Origin of the sequence: Pseudoclavibacter sp. CFCC 11306 (assembly GCF_008831235.1) — a bacterium.
Lineage (GTDB): Bacteria > Actinomycetota > Actinomycetes > Actinomycetales > Microbacteriaceae > Pseudoclavibacter_A.
The window spans coordinates 126,279-141,757 of sequence record NZ_WBKF01000002.1 but is presented as its reverse complement, the minus strand read 5'-3'; the positions used below and the strand labels follow the sequence as shown (position 1 = coordinate 141,757).

14 protein-coding genes are annotated in these 15,479 nt (G+C 67.5%); 4 read left to right on the top strand and 10 right to left on the bottom strand.

From position 1 onward, the window contains the following. Positions 1-9: 9 nt before the first annotated feature. From F8O09_RS07480 to F8O09_RS07470, 3 genes are read right to left on the bottom strand one after another with little or no spacing between them, the layout of a single operon-like run. A complete protein-coding gene (locus tag F8O09_RS07480; protein ID WP_158054664.1) occupies positions 10-1,413 on the bottom strand; it encodes a D-alanyl-D-alanine carboxypeptidase family protein in 1,404 nt (467 codons plus the stop codon). Next, positions 1,410-1,922 carry a hypothetical protein gene (locus F8O09_RS07475; RefSeq protein ID WP_158054662.1) on the bottom strand — a complete coding sequence of 171 codons (513 nt, stop codon included), beginning with the start codon at positions 1,920-1,922 and terminating at the stop codon, positions 1,410-1,412. The genes F8O09_RS07480 and F8O09_RS07475 overlap by 4 nt, the downstream gene beginning before the upstream one ends. Then, positions 1,919-2,596 (bottom strand): EndoU domain-containing protein, encoded by a 678-nt coding sequence (locus F8O09_RS07470; RefSeq protein ID WP_192497614.1) that lies wholly within the window; start codon positions 2,594-2,596, stop codon positions 1,919-1,921. Before F8O09_RS07470 ends, F8O09_RS07475 begins: the two co-directional genes overlap by 4 nt. A 91-nt stretch (positions 2,597-2,687) precedes the next feature. Between F8O09_RS07470 and F8O09_RS10440 the strand changes: the two genes are divergently transcribed. After that, positions 2,688-3,293 carry a nitroreductase family protein gene (locus tag F8O09_RS10440; RefSeq protein ID WP_192497613.1) on the top strand — a complete coding sequence of 202 codons (606 nt, stop codon included), beginning with the start codon at positions 2,688-2,690 and terminating at the stop codon, positions 3,291-3,293. 66 nt (positions 3,294-3,359) lie between these two features. On the opposite strand, the gene F8O09_RS07460 is transcribed toward F8O09_RS10440, so the two are convergent. Next, a complete protein-coding gene (locus F8O09_RS07460) occupies positions 3,360-4,457 on the bottom strand; it encodes a biotin/lipoate A/B protein ligase family protein (protein WP_158031728.1) in 1,098 nt (365 codons plus the stop codon). Positions 4,458-4,782: 325 nt separating this feature from the next. On the opposite strand from F8O09_RS07460, the gene F8O09_RS07455 reads away from it, so the two are divergent. Continuing rightward, complete coding sequence (locus F8O09_RS07455) at positions 4,783-6,174, top strand: NAD-dependent succinate-semialdehyde dehydrogenase (protein WP_158054659.1); 1,392 nt, start codon at positions 4,783-4,785, stop codon at positions 6,172-6,174. A gap of 191 nt (positions 6,175-6,365) precedes the next feature. On the opposite strand, the gene F8O09_RS07450 is transcribed toward F8O09_RS07455, so the two are convergent. The 5 genes from F8O09_RS07450 to F8O09_RS07430 form a co-directional block, all read right to left on the bottom strand. Then, positions 6,366-7,205: an alpha/beta fold hydrolase gene (locus F8O09_RS07450; RefSeq protein WP_158054657.1), complete on the bottom strand. Its 840-nt coding sequence runs from the start codon at positions 7,203-7,205 to the stop codon at positions 6,366-6,368. A gap of 7 nt (positions 7,206-7,212) precedes the next feature. Further along, entirely contained in the window at positions 7,213-7,473 is a 261-nt protein-coding gene (locus tag F8O09_RS07445; protein ID WP_158030379.1) for a GlsB/YeaQ/YmgE family stress response membrane protein, read from the bottom strand. A gap of 108 nt (positions 7,474-7,581) precedes the next feature. Further along, positions 7,582-10,113 carry a bifunctional lysylphosphatidylglycerol flippase/synthetase MprF gene (locus F8O09_RS07440; protein WP_158054655.1) on the bottom strand — a complete coding sequence of 844 codons (2,532 nt, stop codon included), beginning with the start codon at positions 10,111-10,113 and terminating at the stop codon, positions 7,582-7,584. After that, a complete protein-coding gene (locus F8O09_RS07435) occupies positions 10,110-11,459 on the bottom strand; it encodes an alpha/beta hydrolase (protein WP_225732968.1) in 1,350 nt (449 codons plus the stop codon). The genes F8O09_RS07440 and F8O09_RS07435 overlap by 4 nt, the downstream gene beginning before the upstream one ends. A gap of 3 nt (positions 11,460-11,462) precedes the next feature. Then, positions 11,463-12,356: a rhodanese-related sulfurtransferase gene (locus F8O09_RS07430; protein ID WP_158054652.1), complete on the bottom strand. Its 894-nt coding sequence runs from the start codon at positions 12,354-12,356 to the stop codon at positions 11,463-11,465. A 61-nt stretch (positions 12,357-12,417) separates the two neighbouring features. Here F8O09_RS07430 and F8O09_RS07425 point away from each other — a divergent pair, with 61 nt between their 5' ends. Both F8O09_RS07425 and F8O09_RS07420 read left to right on the top strand, forming a co-directional pair. Then, on the top strand, positions 12,418-13,356 hold the full coding sequence (locus F8O09_RS07425) for an alpha/beta hydrolase (protein ID WP_192497612.1): 939 nt from the start codon (positions 12,418-12,420) through the stop codon (positions 13,354-13,356). Further along, a complete protein-coding gene (locus tag F8O09_RS07420; RefSeq protein WP_412973584.1) occupies positions 13,353-14,354 on the top strand; it encodes a DNA-methyltransferase in 1,002 nt (333 codons plus the stop codon). The genes F8O09_RS07425 and F8O09_RS07420 overlap by 4 nt, the downstream gene beginning before the upstream one ends. Here F8O09_RS07420 and F8O09_RS07415 read toward each other — a convergent pair whose 3' ends face one another. Then, positions 14,355-15,440 carry a substrate-binding domain-containing protein gene (locus F8O09_RS07415; RefSeq protein WP_192497611.1) on the bottom strand — a complete coding sequence of 362 codons (1,086 nt, stop codon included), beginning with the start codon at positions 15,438-15,440 and terminating at the stop codon, positions 14,355-14,357. Positions 15,441-15,479: the final 39 nt, after the last annotated feature.

Here is a 15,479-nt window from a genome sequence, read left to right as displayed (position 1 = left end):
TCCGCCGAGCTATGACCCGGTCTGGCCGGTGATCATCGACCAGGCCGGCCCCGGCAGCAGCCCGATGTTGGCGATGCGCCAGTCGAGCCCCGGGTCGTCGATCGACTGAGAGATCAGCAGCGGCGCAGAGCCGACCTGTTCGCCCGCTCGCTCGATCAGCACCGTGCCCACCTGCGATCCGGCCCGTGCCCCAGCCTGCACCGAGGCGCCGACGAACCGTCCCGTGACCGGCGTGCCCCGCCAGCTCAGCACGTGCACCGTGGCCGCAGACTGCGCATCAGTCGACGCACCCCACGACGTGGTCAGGGTGCCTGCCGACTCCCCAGCGACGAGCACGTCACGCGAGATGATCGACTGCCTGATCGACTGAATGAGCTGCCCGATCTCAGGCTGCAGCTTCGCATGGTCTTCGGTACTGCCGAGAGCAGCGCCGATCAGCTCGAACGGAACCCCGTCAACGGTGAAATGGGCGGAGTAGGCGAGGTTGAACACATTGGCCAGGCTGCCGGTCTTCAGCCCGTCGACACCCTGTTGACCGAGCAGGGAGTTGTGGTTCTTGATCTCGCCGACCCCAGGGATGTCAGCTGTCGACGTCGAGACGATCTGACGCACCACCGGGTTCGCCAGCGCCAGCTCGCCCAAGTGCACGATCTGCTCTGGAGTCGCCTGGTTGCGCTCGTCGATTCCGGTCGGGTCGGCGATCGTCATACCGCCCAAGCCGTTCGCCTCCAGCCAGGCCGGGGTGCTCTCCAGATAGTCGTCGACGCTGCCAAACGCCCAGGTCGCCAAGGTGGTGGTGTAGTTATTGCTCGACGGCAGCAGCGACAGCTCGAGCACTTGGAACTGGCTGAGCGACGCACCCACGGTCACCGGCTCGACCGAACCGTTCTGCTCCACGTAGCTCTTCATGAGGTCTTCGTCGGCCTGCGTCATCGTGATCGACGGCCCTTGGTCGCCGACCTGCAGCGGCCGACGATCGAGCACGCGCAGCGCGGTGACGAGCTTCGTCACGCTCGCGATCGAATAGGCCTTCTGCTCGCCGTGCGTCAGCGAGACGCTCACCTGGCTCGCCGCAGGCTGATCGCCGAGGCTGCGCAGCACGAACGCTCCGGCTCCGGTCGACGGCCAGGCCAGCTGAGCGGCGGCAGGCTGAGCATCGTCGGCGGCTGCGACCGCACCGCCGCCGGCCGCCGCTGTGTCTGCGGTCTCTGCGCCGGCATCCGTCTGCTGCAGCGAAGTGTCGGCGAAGGCGATGCTCGCCGACTGCACCGGCAGCGGCCCCCACGCCACCCACGCCGAGAGTGCCAGCAGAATCGAGGCGACGACGACCGTGATGGGCCACCCGATGCCGCGCGCGGGCCTCAGCGCTGCGGCACCCCCTTGTGCGAGCAGCTCACTGCGTCGACGAGTCATGCTCCGTGCTCTTCCCCTGCTTCGTGATCGCACGAGGGCCGACCGCGAGACGCCGAACCGTCTGCGCGATCGTATTCGGTCTCGTCTGACTCGAAGGCCTGTGCGTACCGCGCGCGTGTGCGGGCGGCGTACCCGAACCACTCTACGATGATCGCACGCAAAGACCGGGTAGCGACGTCTGTCTGCAGCCGATTGGCCTCGTCGGCCGGGCTCCCGATGTCATCGATCAGTCGAGTCGTCTGCGGCCCGACCACGGCACGAGTCGTGTTTCCCGCGATCTCGGCCACCGGCAGCCTGCCGGCCAGCACCCGGTCGATCAGGTCGAGCGCTCCCTGTGCGTCGCGCCCCTGCAGGTCGTTCATCAGCAGACGCCCGACCAGTCGGGCCCGTGGGTCGTCGAAGCGGATCTCAGGCACCACTGTGCCGTCGTCGAAGCGGATATCGGCGAATTCATGGCGCAGATCGCACTGCTGCGGCGCATCGTTCACTGACTCGTCGTCGCGACTCATCGCTGCACCGGGTACGCCGTAATGATGCGCCCTCGGTCGTCGAGCGCCATCTGTATCGTGAGCCCGCCGCCGCGCCCGACGAACGCGTCACCCTGCGGGCGACGGCTGTTATAGGCCTCATTGATCGCGTCGACCACCTGCTGTGCGCTCATCGAGGTCGGGTAGAACGTCGAGAAACCGCGGTTGCCCGCTTTGGCCCGCCCGTCGACCGTCACCTGGGCGGTGTAGACCCCCTGCGCATCAGGAGGGGTCTCGGTGCCGCCGACCACCGCGCCCTTCGTGCCGGTGAACGCCTGCGAGTGATAGCCGACCGCTTTACCTGCACGGCTGATCTCACCAGCGAAAATATGGGTGAGCGCGTTGCGGGTGAAATGGTCGGTGCCCTGCAGGCGACTGAGCCCGCTGATGTCGCCCGAACTGCCTGCGTGCGCCCCCGGGGCGTCAAGCGAGGTGTCTTTCGGGGCAGCCTCGCTCGGCTTTGCGCGCGACGCTCCGTTCTCGTTCGGCGCGGCGGATGCCGAGGTGTGCGCTCCGGCATCGTGCGCAGCAGGGTGGGTGGCTTCGTTCGCGTCGAGACCGCGCTGCACGAACACCCAGATCGCGAGCACCGCCACAAGGGCCAGCAGGATCAGATTGCGCGTGAGGCGCTGTCTGCTGCCTCGTCGTGACGTCATGATAGGAGTATATGGAGCCGACCAGCCGCAGGGCCTACACTGCGCTGTGCAGGCACATTCCTTCCCGACCACGCACACACGCAGGAGCCGCATGTCTTCGACCACAGCGTCCACCGCTCGCCTCGCCGTCACCGACGCCGATCTCGCCCCGGCCATCGCCGCCCGCTGGAGCCCGCGCTCCTTCGACGAACACGCCACCGTCGACAAGTCGGCGATCGCCGCAGCGATCGAAGCGGCACGCTGGGCGCCCTCCGCGTTCAACAGCCAGCCCTGGCGCTTCGTCATCGGGCGTCGCGGCGAAGACGGCCGACGCGGTGCGATCTTCGACCGCGTGCTGCCGCACCTGACCGCTTTCAACCAGGCCTGGGTGCACCGTGCGGGGCTCGTCATCGTGAACGCGGCGTACATCGAGGCCGACGGGCACACGCTGCCGACCGCAGCGTACGATCTGGGCCTCGCCGTCGCGAACCAGACCCTGCAGCTGCAGTACGACGGCTATGACACCCACCAGATCTCGGGCATCGACGCCAGCGGCCTGCACGACGAGTTCGAGCTGCCAGACGAGATGCAGGTCTTCACCGTGACCGTCGCCGGTCGGCACGCCTCTCCAGACCAGCTCGACGAGGGCGCCCGTGAGCGCGAGGTCGCCCCCCGCGTGCGTCGCGGCAGCGACGAGCTGGTGCTGCTGAGCGACTGAGCAGCTGGCTGAGTGCGCGGCTCGGGGCCGGTAGTAGCTCAGGGCCGGCGGCTGAGCGCAGTCAGCTCAGGGCACGCGGTAGAGCCACTCGTCGCTCGAGAACTTCGTCGCGGCGAGCTCTTCGGCCGCCGCCAGGTGCTCGGGCGACAGCGTGCCTGCGGTGAGTCCGTGCTCTTTGGCGAACACCTCGCACATGTGGTCGATGATCGCCTCGCGGGGCAGACCGGTCTGCGACTTCAGCGGGTCGACGCGCTTGTTGGCCGAGCGGATGCCCTTGTCGCTGAGCTTCTCTCGACCGATGCGCAGCACCTGCACCATGCGGTCGGCGTCGATGTCGTAGCTCATGGTCACATGGTGCAGCACGCCGCCGCTGGTGCGGCCGCGCCCGGAAATGCGCTTCTGGGCGGCGCCGCCGATCTTGCCTGCGGTGCTCGCGATGTCGTTGAGCGGTTTGTAATAGGCGTCGATGCCGAGCTCACGCAGCGCCGTGACCACCCACGAGTCGAGAAAGGCGTAGGAGTCTTCGAAGCTCAGGCCGGCGACCAGACTGGCCGGCGCATACAGCGAGTAGGTGACCACGTTGCCGCCCTCCATGAACATCGCACCGCCGCCTGAGATGCGGCGCACCACCGGCACGTCGAAGCGGGCTGCCGCCTCGAGGTCGACCTCATTGCGCACCGATTGGAACGAGCCGATGACGATCGCGGGCTGGTTCCAGTTCCAGATGCGCAGAGTCGGTTTGAGCTCGCCTGCGGCGACCGCCTCGGTGAGCACCTGGTCGAGGGCGAGATGCACCCGCGGAGGCAGCGGATCAGTGCGCACCAGCTGCCACTCATGGTCGCGCCAGGTCGTGGCATGCGTGATCGCACGGCGCAGGGCCGTGACGATGCCCGGCACGGTGACGCCGACAAGGTGCACCTCTGGGCTCAGTGCCGACTCGATGCGCTGCTGCAGCGCACGGGCGGATGCGTCTGCAGGCATGCCTTCGACCGCCGCGTTGATCGCGTCGAGGGCGTGGTCGGGCTCGAGGAAGAAGTCTCCGGAGAGCTGAAACCCACGAATGAAGCCGTCGACGTCCTGCAGATCGACGACGACCAACTTGCCGCCGGGAAGCTTGTACTCGCCGTGTCGGTGCCGGCTCTGGTCGTCGGGCTGGCCGGGCAGATTGGGCTGATCGGGCTGCTGTGCTGTTCCGTTATGCGCGCTCACGTTCGGCAGTCTACTGACTGCCCTGCCTGCAGATCGGTGTGCTCGGGTTGCAGAGCGTTGCAATTGGCATTCTCCCCGCATCGGAATACAATCCGCTCTTCGACGTTGATGACTATCGCAACCGGATCGTGTGGCCTGACCACTAAAATGATTCGGACATCCTGGCGGCCGTTCCCGACCGCCACACGACGGCGGCGACGAAACCGGGTCTGCACCCGGCCGATCTCGTGCCCGCAAGGCCTCCGAGGTCTTCGTCGTCGCATCGAGAAAGAAGAGGTTCATGGCATACGCAACCACCAACCCGTTCACGGGTGAGGTCGTCAAGCAGTTCCCGAACGCCACCGAGCAAGAGGTCGACGCCGCACTCGAGCAGGCACACAAGACGTTCCTCGACTGGCGCGAGACCAGCTTCGAGCACCGTGCCGAGATTCTGGCCAGCGCGGCACAGATTCTGCGCGACAACAAACGCGAATACGCAGAGATTCTGACCCTTGAGATGGGCAAGCTCATCGGCGAGGCCGAGCTCGAGGTCGAGCTCTGCGCGCAGATGCTCGACTACTACGTGAAGTTCGGAGCCGAGGCGCTCAAGCCTCGCTTCCTGCCCGCCGCCGGCTTCGGCGACACCGACGTGCAGCTGGTCAGCGACCCGCTGGGCGTCATCTTCGCCGTCGAGCCCTGGAACTTCCCCTACTACCAGGTCATCCGCATCACGGCCCCGCAGGTCACAGCCGGCAACGTCATCGTGCTCAAGCACGCGTCGAACGTTCCGCAGTCGGCGCTGGCCATGGTCGACCTGTTCGCCAAGGCGGGCGCCCCTGAAGGCCTGCTGACCAACCTGTTCCTGCCGCACGATCAGACCGAGCGTGTGATCGCCGACCCGCGCGTGCGCGGCGTCGCTCTGACGGGCAGCGAGAAGGCCGGCTCAATCGTGGCCGGGCTGGCCGCGAAGCATCTCAAGAAGAGCACTCTGGAGCTCGGCGGCGCCGACGCATTCATCGTCCTCGAGGATGCAGACGTCGAGAAGGCCGCAGACTGGGCCGTCTTCGGCCGCCACTGGAACGGCGGCCAGGTCTGCGTTTCGTCGAAGCGTCTCATCGTGGTCGACGCGGTCTACGACAAGTTCGTCGCCCGCTACCGCGAGGGCGTCGCCAAGCTCGTCGCCGGCGATCCCATGGATCCCAAGAGCACTCTGGCCCCGCTGTCGTCGCAGAAGGCCGCTGACGATCTCAAGGCGCAGGTCGAGCAGGCCGTCGCAGACGGAGCCAAGGCCGAGACCCTCGCCGCCGACGTGCCGGCTCAGGGCGCGTTCTTCCAGCCGACCATCCTCACCGAGATCGACGAAGACACCGATGCGTTCCACACCGAGTTCTTCGGCCCGGTGACGCAGCTCTACCGTGCCAAGGACGAAGACGACGCCGTGCGCATCGCCAACGACTCGCCGTTCGGCCTGGGAGGTTCGGTGTTCAGCCAGGACATCCACCGTGCTCAGGATGTCGCTCGTCGTCTCGACACCGGCATGGTCTACATCAACCAGCCCACCGGCGTGAAGGCCGACATCCCCTTCGGCGGCGTCAAGAACTCGGGCTACGGCCATGAGCTCATCGACCTCGGCATCAAGGAGTTCGTGAACGAGAAGGTCGTCGTCGTCACCGACATCGACGGATCGTTCTGATCGGTCTCGCCCGACGTTCTCATTGAGAGAACCCGGCTGGCCAGCACAGACTGACCAGCCGACCGCAGAAGCACCCCCGCACAGCATCCGCTGTGCGGGGGTGCTTCTGTCTGAACCCGGATTCGCGGCTCACCACAGGGCGATCAGTCCGACGGGGCTGGACACAGCGCCAGGCACAGCAGCACCTGGCCTCAGGTGAGACGCGACGCCTGCGCGTTGCCACGCCTCTGCGCGGCCTCCGCCCGATCGGCATCGCAGGCACGCAGGAACGCCAGGATGGCCTCGGCAGCCGGGTCGGCATCCGCGATCATCGTCTCGTGCCCCACGCCGGGCAGCTGCACGAACGTCGCTCCGGGAGTCAGCTGCGCACAGTGCCGCACCCAGGGCTCGGGGCAGACTTTGTCATCGCCGCCGCGCAGCACCAGCGTCGGAACACGGATTTGGGGCAGCACCTGCTCGATACGATGGTCAAGCATGATGCCGAGCTTGTCGGCGAACCACTTCGGGCCCACTTTGACATAGTTCGCCAGACCGAGGCCCAGCACGCGCAGGCTGTCGTCGCGCAGATCGTCGGCCATGCGCAGCGCCTGTGTCGCCGCAGATCGCGCCGAGGCGTCGACCGTCGGCGCCATCAGCACCAGACGGTCGACGAGCTCAGGGTGACGCACACAGATCTCGGCGGCCACCTGCGTGCCCATCGAGTGCCCGACCAGCGTGACCGGGGTGGGCACGCCGGCCACCCGCATCCATTGGGCGAGCAGGTCGGCGGTCTGCGGAATGTTCAACGGGGTCGGACGCTCCGGCGAGTCGCCGAAGCCGGGCATGTCGGGTGCCCAGACCTCTCCTGCGGAGCTGAGCCGCTCGGCGAGACCGCTGAATGTGTTGCCCGCCATGCCGATGCCGTGCAGCACGACGAAGCGCCGAGACGCGCTCACACCGGTCACGGCGGCGAGATGCAGCATCGAGATCTCGCCGCCGTCGACCGTCACACGGCTGCAGGCGACATGTTCCGAGCGCCGAGTCTCTGCCACGGCAGGCTCAGCTGCGTTTGCGAGTGATCGCGCCCCAGATCAGCAGCACGATCAATGAGCCGCCGATGGCGAGAGCCCAGGAGCCGATCGAGAAGAAGCGGTTCATCTCGGCGCCGAAGAGCACGTTGCCCAGCCAGCCGCCGAGCATGGCACCGATGATGCCGAGCACCAAGGTCGAGATCCAGCCGCCCTCAGACTTGCCGGGCAGAATGGCTTTGGCGATGGCGCCGGCGATGAGGCCGAGCAGAAGGAATCCGAGAAAGCTCATGATGTCGTTCCTCTCTGTCGAGAGGTCAGCCGTCTTCGGTGTCGCGGGGCACGGCACCGCTGTGCATGACCTCGTGTGGTTATGGTAGCCGTTCCTGTGAAGAGATGTCTAACTGGGTGAGACGTCGCTCGTCGCCTCGCTGCGCCGAAGCGAGGTCACCAGCTGATCGAGACGCATGCCCGGAACGTACGCCTCGGTGACGGCGAGCGCGATCGACGACAGCGCCGAGGCATCCGGATAGACCACCGAGATCTGCTGCTCTTCGGGCTGGAACTTGCGCTTGAAGAAGAAGAGCGAGCGAAAGCCGTAGACCGGCTCCAGAGCGCCGCTGATCGCCGCCAGCAGGCGGGAGAGCGCCGAGCCGTCGTCTTCGTCGAGACCGGCGAGCGGTGCCGCTGAGAGACTCATGCTCTCGGCCTCGCCCTCCTCTTGCAGCCGCTCGGCCATGCGCGCGATCAGAAACTCCATCACGCCGTTCGAGCTGTCGGGGTGGCGGCGCATGAAGTCGAGCGTCCATCCGACGACCCGACCGTCTCGCCAGAACGGCAGCCAGCTGGTCACGGCGAGCACCTGGCCGTCTTCGTTCTCGGCCAGCAGCAGGCGCACCCGGCGGTCGCGCAGCTGTTCGACGCCGCCGAGCGTGAAGCCCATCTCGGGCAGCGCCTTCTCGCTGACCCATTCCTCGCTGATGGCCTTGATCTGCAGCTGGGTGGCCAGCGAGAGGTCGGCGAACACCGACAGGCGGTCGGTCACTCCCTCACGCTTGGCGCGGTTGATCGCCGTGCGCACATCCTGCCAGCGCTTGCCCTTCGTCTGCCAGTGCACCGGGTCGATGACCGACTCCAGACCGACCGGCTGAGAGCTCCACCCGTGCGCGGCCAGCAGGTCGCGGCAGTGATCATGCACACTGTAGAACACCGGCACCAGCGCGTGATCGTCACAGAAGCGCACGAACTCCAGCGTGGCCGCATCGATCTCGTTCTCGGCGCCGAACGGCTCCCCCACAGTGAGCGCGACGCCGTGCGACGCACGATAGGCGATGCCGACTCGTCCGGTCGACGAGAACCAGTACGTGTTGTGCGGCCAGGTGGCCATGAACGAGAGAGAGTGGCCGCCTTTGAGCAGCAGATCGTCGACCTTCGCCCGTGCCGCGCGCTCCGAACGCGGCGGCACCACCTGCAGCAGCGAGATCGAGCTGATGACGACCACCAGCCAGGTCACCGGGCCCATCCAGTGATAGATCGTGCTGGCGAGCGCCTCCACAGGCAGGAACCCGGGTTTCGTGAGGCCCAAGAACCCGGCGGGCAGAAACCGCTCGGGCAGGTCGGCCAGCAGCCCGCCGAACGACACCTGCGGCGTGAAGTCTCCGGGACGCGCGACGCCGACGACGAGATACAGCGCCGAAAGCAGCACGAAGGTGCCGAGGCTGGCGGTGATCGCACCGATCAGACGTCGGCGCGACGGGCGCAGCTGCAGGTGCCTGAGCCCGCCCACCAGCATCGCCGAGACGACGAGCGGGGCCAGCGCCGAGGCCAGCAGCACGAAGGTGATCTCGCCGACCCCGTGATGATGGTTGAGCGACAGCCCGCCGATCAGGAACGGCCCGATCAGGAAGTACCAGAGCGAGAGCAGCGAGTAGGCGAGGTTGATGCCGATGGCCATCCAGGCCGCCACGCGACGGCCGCGCAGGATGCCATACGCGCTCACGAGCAGCAGCAGAGTCGGCAGAATGGTCACCACGATGCCGCTGATCGTCGAGACGCGCGCCACTGAGAACTCGTGCAGACATCCCGTGAGCTGGTCGCTGGCGAGGCACCGCGCCAGGTGGTCGGAGTTCGGCCCCGATCCGCTGATGTCGATGTCGCCCTCGCTGAGCAGCAGACCGAGGGGGGCGAGCGGGCCGATCGGCATCGCCGAGAACACTGTGAGCACCGGGCCGACGCCCAGTACCGCGACCATCGTCGCCAGCAGCACACGAGCCTCGTGGTGCGAGCTGCGGCCGACCACGTGCACGTGACGGTCTCTGCCCCACCACATGCCCAACAGCTGCCCGATGACCGCGGCCAGCAGCGCATAGAGATGGCCCGGAGTCGCGCCGAAGAGCAGCAGCGCGATCAGAACGGAGTAGCCGACCATACGCACCCGACGACGCCAGAACACGTTCATGACGCCGGTCGCGGCCAGCAGCACACCGGTCAGCGGCGCCCACACCGTGCTGCTCGACTGCGCGACCAGGCTCAGCGACCACAGCTCGTTGATGTGCAGCCCCGCGAGCAGCAGCAGCATGCCGATCACCGTGCCGCCGAGGCCGGCGACGACGAGTCCGACCAGCGCGCGCAGCCAGCCCAGCCGGCGCTCCGCGACGCCCAACAGCACCAGGGTGAGCAGAACGTGCACCGCCACCAGCATCCACCGCTCGCTGATCAGCATCGAGACCGGAACGAACAGCGCACGCCCGGCCACCGTCTGCATGACGCTGACGCTTGACAGGTCGGTGCGCAGCGACGTGCCCAGCACCTGGTCGAGCACCCGCACCAGCACGTTGGCGGCGATCAGCAGGATCACCACCGTCACGGTGAGCGGTCGGGCGCGCAGCCAGCGCGGCACGGCAGCGAGGAGGCGTCTCATCTCGTCGATCATGGCGTCGTCCTCACGACGTTGGGCCAGGTCTGGGCGGGCTCCTCCTGATCGGCCAGGCCGAGCCGGTTCCCGAGCGCATCGATGATCGGCGGCAGCACCGCGCGCACCGTGTACCAGTCATGGCCGGTGCCCTGCGAGATGAAGGTCTGCACCTCACGGCCCGACTGCTTCGCGACCGGGACGAACTTGGCGATAGCGGCCTGCGCGTCGGCGTCGTTGCTGCCGGCGGCCAGAAGAACGTCCTGACCTTGGGCCGGATGCTGTGCGAGCGCCCCGAGCGGAGTCTTCGCGACGAATGCGCTGCGGTCGCCCCCGAAGTACTGATCGATCATCTCGGCCTCGGGTGCGTTGTTGGGCTGCATCTCGCTCGAGATCGCGAAGAGGTGCCCGAAGCGCGCCGTGTTCGCGGGCCCCATCTGCATCGTGCAGGTGGCGCCCTGGCTGAATCCGCCGAGCGTCCACTGGCTCGACTCGGTGCTCACCGGCAGGTGGTGCGAAATCCAGTCGGGCACATCGCGCATGAGGTAGGTCTCGACCTGTCCCATCTGCTGCGAATCGACGCAGATGGGATTCTGGTAGGCGTCGCCGAGCTGATCGGGCACGACGACGATGGGGGCGATGCCGTCGTGTTTGGCGGCGTAGGCATCGAGCACCGGCTGCAGCTGGCCGGCGGTGAACATGTCGTCAGGCGCCCCGGGCTGCCCGGTCATCGCCACGATCACCGGAAGCTGCGGCGGGTCGTCGGCGACGGCGGCGGGCGGCAGGTAGACCACACCGTCGCGAGGGCGGAAGTTCGAAGCCTGCGTCGGAATGTGCACCGAGACGACGGTGCCGTGATCGGGCAGGTCATGGTGCCGACCGCGCCAGTCGCCGAGTGAGAGATCAGAGGTGCGCAGCAGCGAGTCGTTCGCCGGGCCGAACTTCGAGATGCCCAGTGCGGCGTGCAGCGTCGGGTACTGCCCGAAGGTCGAGTTCACCTGCAGGGCGGTGAAGCACAGCGAGGCGACCGCCACCAGCAGAGCGACCCAACGCCGCCAGCTGCGCCAGCTGCCTGCGACGACGATCACAGAGATCAGCAGCCCGAGCTCGGCGAACCCCAGCCCGACCCGACGCATGGCGACCCCGCCGATGCTGACGCCGAACACGTTGAACACGTCTGAGACGAGCCAGGCGCCCAGCCACCCCAGGCCGCCGCTCGCCACGGCGATGCCGAGCACCACGAGCACCGTTCGCCAGCGGCGCCACATCGACCCGAGCAGCGCGACGATGCCGGCGAACACCACGATGCGCAGAGTCGAGACGAGCGTGCCGTCGACCAGGTTGACGTCAGGCAGCCAGTTCAGCATCACCTACCGAGCTTTCGCATAGCGGGTGACGACGTCATCGCACAGCAGCACCTGACCCGCGTCGCCGGGCGCATGCCCGAGAGCGGTGACGAGGTCGTCTGGCAGACGGTCGAGGTCGTAGTAGGTCGTGGTGGGGGCGCCGGTCAGCGCACAGCGGCCCACCTGCGCTGCGTGGTCGCTGAATGTGATCGTCTTGCGGTCGTCGAAGACATACAGCGACCCCTGCCAGAGGCCGTCGTCGCCACGCTGCTCGCCGTACCGGACGATGCCGCCGTCGATCTGGTAGACCTCGTCGAACCCACGAGCGCGCATCAGCGCCGAGAGCACTTCACAGCGGATGCCACCGGTGCAGTAGGTCACGATCGGCCGGTGCTTAAGGTCGTCGTAGTCACCGCGGTCGAGCACCTCGACGAAGTCTCGGGTGTGCTCGACCGGCGGCACGACGGCGCCAGCGAAGTGTCCGACCTCGGCTTCGAAGGCGTTGCGCCCGTCGAAGAACACCACCTCGTCGCCGCGTTCGGCGACCAGCTGATCGACCTGTGCCGGGCTGAGATGCCGCCCGCCGCCCACGACGCCGTGTTCGTCGACACGGAGCTCTCCGGGAGCGCCGAACGAGACCAGCTCGGCGCGAACCTTGACCCGGAGGCGCGGAAAGACCTGTTCTTCGGTCGATGACCACTTCACTTCGAGGTCGTGGAACGGCTGATACTCGCGTGTTCGCCGAACGTAGGCGCGGCACGACTCGATGTCGCCGCAGACCGTGCCGTTGATGCCGTGCTCCGAGACGATGATGCGCCCGCGCAGATCGAGCCCCTCGCACAGCGCGATCTGCCAGAGCCGCACGGCCTCGGGGTCGGCGACCGGAGTGAAAAGGTAATAGAGCAGGACCTTGCGCATGATTTCACAGCCTATCTGTTTCAGGTCGGCGCAGAACAGTGATGCGGCTACAGTGAACCTCATGACAGCGACTGCACAGGTGCTCGAACAGTACCTCGATCGCCTGCGGCGATCGGGTGCCGAGGTGCACACCATGATCGACCGCTGGGGCGTTGCGAACTACCACTATGTGTGGCGCGCAGAGACCGAGCGGTCGCGCGGCGTGGTGCAGCTGGTGCACGGCATCGGCGAGCACGCCGGCCGCTACATCGCGATCGCAGGTCGGCTCACTGCGGCAGGGTTCGACGTCATAGCCGACGATCATCGCGGCCACGGTGCGACCGGGGCGGCGGCGCTGGACGTGCCGGAGGACGACCCCGCGGGGGCCGCACAGACCGACACGCTCAGAGCGATGGGGCGGCTGGGAAAGGGCGGCCTCGAGGCCACCATCCTCGCCGTGCGCGCCGTCTCGCGAGCCGCTGCAGAGCTCGGCGACGGCCGGCCACCGGTCATCTTCGGGCACAGCTGGGGCTCGTTCCTCACCCAGCACCTGCTGAACATCCGCTCGCAGACGTACTCTGCCGCAGTGCTCACAGGAACCGCCTACTGCCAGCCCGGGTGGGTGACTCCCAGCCGTTTCAACCGGCGATGGGACGCTCCGGGCGCCAGCGGCTACGAATGGCTCAGCAGTCGTCCCGAAGTCGGCCGAGCCTACGCGGCAGACCCTCTGACCACCGACCGCACCGTGCTCTCCAGCCATGGCTTCTGGGACGCTCTACGGCTGTTCACCCGGCCCACGCCGCGCATCCGCAGCGACATCCCGCTGCTGATCGCCAACGGCACCGATGACCCGGTCGGCAGCCCGAAGTCGGTCGAACGACTCGCGCAGGCCTATCGAGACGTCGGTCTGCAGCATGTCGACGTGCGGCTCTACGAGGGCATGCGGCATGAGATCTTCAACGAGGTCGACGGTGATCAGGTGATCAGCGACATCATCGCCTGGATCGAGCAGCAGCTGTGACCCACAGCACGACTGACACGACGGCCGCCGAACTGACCGAGCTGACGCGCGGTCTGGCTTCGGGGCACGGGCTGCTCATCGAGGGCGAGAGCGGCCACGTGCTGCCCATGCTCGACGACGGCTGCTGCCAGCTCATCTACATCGACCCGCCGTTCAACACCGGCCGGCGGCAGACATCGCAGCGCATGTCCGCTCGACGAGTGACCGACGAGTCAGAGGGCCAGGAGTCGGCTGGTGGTGACACCTCCGAGCCGAGCACATTCGGGGCCGCGGCCTCCCACACCGGCGCGACCGCCGCATCCACGGCACAGCCGGCCGGACGGCTGCGCACCGGCTTTCAGGGCGCCTCGTATCGCGCCGTGCGCGGGCGACTGCGCGAGTACGACGACCGCTTCGACGACTACTGGGGGTTTCTCGAGCCGCTGCTGATCGAGGCCTGGCGGCTTCTCGACGAGACCGGCACGCTCTATGTGCACCTCGACTATCGCGAGGCTCACTATGCCAAGGTGATGCTCGACGCCGTCTTCGGGCGCGACTGCTTTCTCAACGAGCTGATCTGGGCCTACGACTTCGGAGGCAAGTCGCGGCGACGCTGGCCGGCGAAGCACGACACGATTCTGGTCTACGTGAAACGCCCGGATCGCTATTTCTTCGACTCGACCGGCGTCGACCGCGAGCCGTACATGGCGCCGGGGCTGGTCACCCCTGAGAAGGCCGCGCGGGGCAAGCTGCCCACAGATGTCTGGTGGCACACGATCGTGCCCACCAGCGGGTCGGAGCGCACCGGCTACCCCACGCAGAAGCCCGAAGGCGTGCTGCGTCGCATCGTGCAGGCCTCGAGTCGGCCGGGCGACCTCGTGCTCGACTTCTTCTGCGGATCGGGCACCACCGGAGCAGTCGCGGCCCAGCTCGATCGGCGCTTCGTGCTGATAGACCGCAACCCCGACGCCGTCGAAGTGACCGCAGCGCGCTTGGGCGACCGGATCACCACGATCTGATCAGCGAGGTCTGACCGCCGGGGCCTGCTGCTGCCACGCGTCGAGCAGCGCGGGCAGCTGCTGCTGCAGCACTGCGAGATCGGTGCCGGATGCCGTGGCCGCGTAGCCGTCGACGAAGCGCTGATACTGCTGCGGCACCGATGCGTTGCGCTGCACCGGCAGTGCGCTCCACGAGCGCGCGATGTCGCTCTGCACCCCATCGTCGAGCAGCAGATCGACGAGCTTGCGCGACTCGTTGACGTGAGCGGAGCCCGCCACGATCGCGGCGTAGCGCACCCGCGGCGTGCATGTCGAGGTCACCGCATCAATATTCCCCTGAGGGAATATATCGACGGCGCGCATCGCCGAGGCGAACACCACCGGGCGATCGCCACCACCCATTGACGAGGCCTGGAGCGCCTGTGTCTCGGTGGGTTCGATCTGCGCCTGACCGAGCTGACGCAGGGAGTCGGTGAGCTGGTCAGTGCCGCTGCTCTGCCGGTCGACGGCTGCGAGCGCCACCAGACCCGAGCTGTCGGTGGCCGGGTCGGGCATCACCAGACGGTCGGCCTGAGCGACGACGTCGTGCAGCGATGTGGGCGACGGCCTTCCGCCAGCAGCAGCCGCAGAGCCATCGACCAGCGCACAGACCAAGTCGTAGCTGACCGCGGTGAGGCGGTCGCTGCGATCCAGCGCGAAATCTGCGGCTCCGTCGCCGGCACGAGGCGAGACGTACGAGACCAGACCGGCGTCGCCGTCGATGCCAGAAGAGTTCGCGGCGCTCACCCCCAGAACGAGATCGGCGTCGGCATCATGCAGATGTGCCGCCAGATCGCCGGCGCTGTGCGAGTCGTCGACCGACAGCGACATGCCGGTCTGCTGCTCGAATCGTTCGGCGACGCCGTCCGGCAGCGACAGCCCGGCGGCGATGCGCACCGCGAGCGGCCCGGTCGTGGTCTGCGGAACGGTGGGCGTCGTGCACCCGCTGGCGGCGACGCTCAGCGTCAGAGCGAATGCACCTGTGACGACAGCGCAGGGCACACGGCGGACACGACCACCAGCACGACCGCGGGCACGAGGATGTCGGGAGAGCAGCGGTAAGAGCACACCGAGGAGTCTACCGGCGACGCTCAGTCGGAGCCTGCC